Consider the following 5,207-nt stretch of genomic DNA (forward strand, 5'->3'; position numbering starts at 1 on the left):
CTTCTGGGTTTTATGTCTTAACTTATTTGGCTATAGCTATAAAAGCGATCTAGGAAAGTACTCTTTGCCTGCACCAATCAAGATTTTCATTGGTGAGGACAGATTGGCATTCTAGGAGTGAGAAGGACAGTTTTTATAAAATTTGCTTAACTAATTTGCTTAACTAATTTTGACTAACTACCAAGTTAAGAAATGGCGTAACCATTTCTTAACTTGAGAACCCTTACGAGGTTTAGTTTTTAATTCACAAAGGTGTTGTCACACTTTCATGAATTGGTATTTCATGAATTGGTATGAATAGCTAAGCCAGAGAACGTAAAGCTCGCATAGCGGGCTTTATGTTCTCTGGCTTAGGCTCTTGCGGATAAAAAATGTCCCACCCAGTTATCTAGCTTCGACTCCGCTCAGCTAACTTTGGCTGAGCGGAGTCGAAGCCACAGGCACGTTAATTACTGGCAAGTCCCTTAGCTACTTAATCTTGCCGACTAATCTTGATAGATCACCTCAAAAATTTCTACTAGATTCTTCTTTCCTTTAACAGGCAAAGTACCAAACTCACGAAACTCAAAATTGGATTGGGTAGCATCGTAAACACTGCGAGTTACTAAAATCTGCCCTCCCTTAGCTAAACCTTGCAATCGCGATGCAATATTCATTTCATCACCGATCGCCGTGTAGTCCATATGCTGGGGCGAACCGATATTACCGACGATGACATCTCCCGAACTAATCCCAATTCCTGTAATAAAATTCTCGCGAATCCATTCAATCGGCAAATTCTTAATCCGCTTTTGCATATTGATTGCCGCCGAGATTGCCCAATATTCGCGATCGGCGATCGCTGAAGGTGCGCCAAACATTGCCACGATCATATCGCCTACAAACTTATTCACCGTCCCTTGGTGATTGAAAATAACGTCCACCATCTGCGTAAAATACTCATTCAGATAAGTGACTAGTTGTTCTGGTTCCAGTTCCTCACACTTAGTCGTAAAATTCCGAATGTCGGAAAATAGCATTGCTATTTTCCGTTTACTCGTATTTAAGGATATCTCTTCCTTCTCATTAATTACTGCCTCCGCTACCTGTGGTGATAGGTAACGTTCTAAATTATTTTTAATTCGTTGTTCCCGTAGTTTACTCTCATGCAGGAAAGCATTTTCGATCGCGCCCGAAGCTTGGCTTGCGATCGCCGTAAAGAGCTTAAGCTCCTGAGATGTATAGTTTACCGTCTCAGAATTACTAATATTGATGACCCCAATCGTTCTGTTTTTATTAATAATTGGCGCACATATGAGGGCATAGCATTCATTTTCATTGGTGAGATAACGGGGATCTTTAGACGCATCATTTACTAATTCAGCTTTACCCGTGGCAAACACATGCCCCGCAATCCCCCGATCAATAGGGATTTGTGAATAATTTAATGATTCCGCAGTGCCTTTAGCCGCAATAATTTCTAGGCAATTCGTTTGTGGTTTATAAATCATCACAGATACGCTAGTTGAAGGGATGAGGCGACTAGACTCTTCAATCACGAGATCTCCTATTTCTTTTACATCTAAACAGGTGGATAGTTTGCTGGTGATCGTGTAGAGAAGGTTAATCTCGCGGTACTTATCTAAAGCATCCGCCACTAGGGTTTTCTGCTCGAATTCACGCTTGACAAAATAGCTCGCAAAATCAGCGACCAGTTCGACCTGTTCTTTTCCGATCGCCCAGCCTAATATTTCATCCCCCAATAAAATGGGGATTTTTTTAACTTCCTTTTCTAATCCTAGTCTTTCGTATTTTTCTTCTATGTTGTTATTGGTGTTATTGGTATTGTTTTGAGCATTGTTTTGAGCATTATTTTGCGCAATCTCCCCATGCATACCCAAATCTGAGATCAGCAACTGCCCTTCCCGATCTTGAATGGCGATCGCAGAAGTGAGATTAGCTGTCATTCCCCTTAATAAGGATAATATTTCTGGTTTCAGCAATACCTTTTTAAGATTGATAGATGACATGGGTTAAAAGCTATAGGTTTGTTTGGCTTGGGAGTTTTTTGCCGCCCATGCTAAATATCATAACGATTAATAAAGTAGAAACAAACGCTATAATGCTGAGCGATTAGAGCTTCAATCGTACTAGGCTGTTTTCTCTGCTCGAATTTGTTAAATAAAAAAGATATAATTTGTATTTTTAAGTGATTTTCAAGAGGTTTGCACTTGATTTACACAAAATATATGGAAATTATTCTGGATTAAAATTTTTTCTATAGCAACGTAGGAGTTTGCTGTCCTAAATCATTTATAGCGATCGCCAAATATCGCCAAATATATTTATACGTAAAGCCCAAGAAGAGAAGGTTGGCACGAGGCTCTAACCTTCTCTTCTTGGGCTTTATTTTTGTCATAGCGCGAGTAAGTTTACTCTTAGCTACTTTCAGTAATTTTCGATCCAAAGAACCACAAGAAACTTTTTAAAAGAGTTTCAAAGCAACTCTTTTAAAAAGTTTCTTGGTTTGGATTTGATCGTAAAACACTGTATAGCTACAGTCACTTAAATTAGGACAAATCAAAACCCAAGAATTAATTGGCGGCGCGGCGCGCCACCAATTAATTCTTGGGTTTTATGTCCTAGTACACTTGGCGACAGCTGTAAAACATTTTGCGTTCAAAATCGAACCAAGAAATTTCTTGTGATTCGTTTGTTCGGAAGTAGCTGTAATAAATCGCTTAAGTTGCTTAAGTTAAATAGCTGAATTTTGGACAGGAAGTTTTTTATTTAGCTTACCTTTGCTAGACTGAGATTAATTCTTGAGACATACTAAATAAGGAATCGGGTAAGTTTAATATGCCTTACTCAGCAGAAATTAGCCGTCGCCAACCCAGTTGTTTCCTATTCCTCATTGATCAATCTGGATCGATGGCGGATACATTCTCTAATGATAGTGCTACTAAGGGAACGACCAAGGGAGCGAATGAAAGCTTACATAAGACAAGTGAATCGATCCAAAAGGCGCAGGCGGTTGCCGATGCCGTAAATCGTTTGCTTGACTCCCTCGGACAAAGATGTGTCAAGGGTAATGAGATTTACGATTATTTTGATGTTGGTGTAATTGGATACAATAGTGAAGTTGCCTCGGCGCTGGATGGTTTGGCTGGGGAAACAGCGATCGCGCCCATTGGCAAGATTTACGAAAATCCTGTCGAATTGGAAAAACGCGCTCAGAAATTACCTGATGGTATGGGTGGGCTAGTAGAAGTCTACAATGATTTTCCCATCTGGTTTAAGCCGATCGCTAGCGGTGGTACGGCGATGTGCAGTGTATTTGCCCTCGCCAGAATTCTACTAACGGAATGGATTGAGAAACATCCCAATAGTTATCCACCCACAATTATCAACATTACCGATGGGGAGTCTACCGATGGCGATCCAACCGAAGAAGCGATCGCGCTCAAAAAATTGAGCACTACTGATGGGTCGGTACTGCTTTACAATATCCATCTTTCGGCTGAGTATACCCAGCCCGTATCTTTTCCTAATACGGCGGAGGTGCTGAGCGATCCCTATGCCAGATTAATGTTCGATCTATCTAGTCCTCTTCCCTATGCTGCTCAAAAGGCAGCGGAAAAAGAAGGCTATAAAATTAATCCCGATGCGAGGGCTTTTATGTTTAATGCCGATCCAGTTAAGCTAATCCAGTTTCTCGATATCGGGACGCGTACGGAAAACCTAAGGTAAAGCGAGATCCTGCTGAGATCCCGCTAAGTCCATCCTAGTTATTCTTGGGCGGGACTAATACCGTGGCGGTAATTGGGACAACGCCAACCTCATCACTGTTAAGGGCGATCGCTGCGGCATGGGACAAATCAAGATTGCGATCGCCAACATAGGGACCGCGATCGTTAATTCTGACTACCACTGAGCGACCATTATTCTGGTTAGTAACTTTGAGATAGGTGTCAAAGGGTAAACTGGGATGCGCCGCCGTAAAGTCTTGCTGCTCGAACTGCTCGCCCGAAGCAGTCTGTCTACCTTGAAAATAGGGACCATACCAAGAAGCAATCCCATCAATTTGTTCGTTAGTGCTTGCCAATTGAAACATTTGTTTTTGCGCTTCAACCAGAGTTAGCGGCTCTGCACCCGCACTAACGCGCAAATTATTAATCCATTGAGTCAAGTTAAGGGAAGGATTAACCACCTCAGACTTAGGTAGTTTAAATAAAATATCGTTTTTATACTTACCAATGTATTCACCATTGATGACTAATGGTTCAAACCTATTGGGATCGAATTCTGGGCTATTCATGATGAGGGCAAGTTTCGCGGTAACGATCGCTGCTTTCGGCAAATCTTTAAGCCAAAATGTAGGTTGTCGATTGACCACGATCATCCATTCATCATCTGACTTTAAGCGAAGTTCGATCGCATATTTGGGTTGATTAAGACTTATTGAATTGCCATTATTTGAGTGCAATTGTCTATTCGCTATACAGAGATCGCAGTCAATTCCATAGTTTACAAATTTATTAACAAAAATTGGTGAAGACGCGCTAGAAATTAGCGAACTCAAAGAGATCGCTACGATTGATGACAGACTGGACATAAGCTTTAGATATTAAGCAACAAAGATGTTTAGAAAGATGTTTAGTCGAAAATAAGCTTACATAATCCCTATACAACTATGTGGAAAAGTGTGTGGAAAAGTGTGTGGAAAAGACCTATTTATTGGTTTTTAATAATTAAAAGACTAGGATTGGCATTAAATCAGTGAATTTTAAATTTAAGAGCTTAATATATGAGGTTTGAAATCACTTTAAGTTAATGACCATTTTTTAAACTACGATATTAGTGGGGATCACAAATCATCCTTTAGAAAGAGATAAAACTTCTTGTATACAATTTGACAGAAAAATTCAGTTAAAACTTTGCCGAGTATCGCCATCTAGGACAAAATCAAAGCCCAAAAGAGGTTTGCCGTGCTCCGAGCGGCAAACCTCTTTTGGGCTTTGATTCCCGAAAGTGTTGTCACACTTTTGGGAATTGGTATAAGGGTTTTCAAAGCTCAAAATGGCTTAGCCATTTTGAGCTTTGGTATTGCTCTGCTAGAGTTGGCGGCAGCTATTATGTTGCGTTGCTCCCTTCCTAGTGAATGGTTGGTAGTAGTGCGCCCAAAAGGTATGTGCTGCTAGAGTTTTTAGTTTTGATTTGAGCGCAAA

Annotated in this window: 3 protein-coding genes; 1 reads left to right on the top strand and 2 read right to left on the bottom strand. The window is 40.5% G+C overall.

What is annotated here, in order from left to right; all coding sequences use genetic code 11:
* Positions 1–485: 485 nt before the first annotated feature.
* Positions 486–2,009 (bottom strand): adenylate/guanylate cyclase domain-containing protein, encoded by a 1,524-nt coding sequence (locus AC805_RS21390; protein ID WP_055077281.1) that lies wholly within the window; start codon positions 2,007–2,009, stop codon positions 486–488.
* Between the two features lie 829 nt (positions 2,010–2,838).
* Between AC805_RS21390 and AC805_RS21395 the strand changes: the two genes are divergently transcribed.
* Entirely contained in the window at positions 2,839–3,729 is an 891-nt protein-coding gene (locus AC805_RS21395) for a vWA domain-containing protein (RefSeq protein ID WP_055077282.1), read from the top strand.
* A gap of 34 nt (positions 3,730–3,763) precedes the next feature.
* On the opposite strand, the gene AC805_RS21400 is transcribed toward AC805_RS21395, so the two are convergent.
* Positions 3,764–4,594, bottom strand: a complete 831-nt coding sequence (locus tag AC805_RS21400) for a septal ring lytic transglycosylase RlpA family protein (protein ID WP_055077283.1) — start codon at positions 4,592–4,594, stop codon at positions 3,764–3,766.
* Between the last annotated feature and the right edge of the window lie 613 nt (positions 4,595–5,207).

This window comes from Pseudanabaena sp. 'Roaring Creek', assembly GCF_001402795.1.
Classification (GTDB): Bacteria; Cyanobacteriota; Cyanobacteriia; order Pseudanabaenales; family Pseudanabaenaceae; genus Pseudanabaena.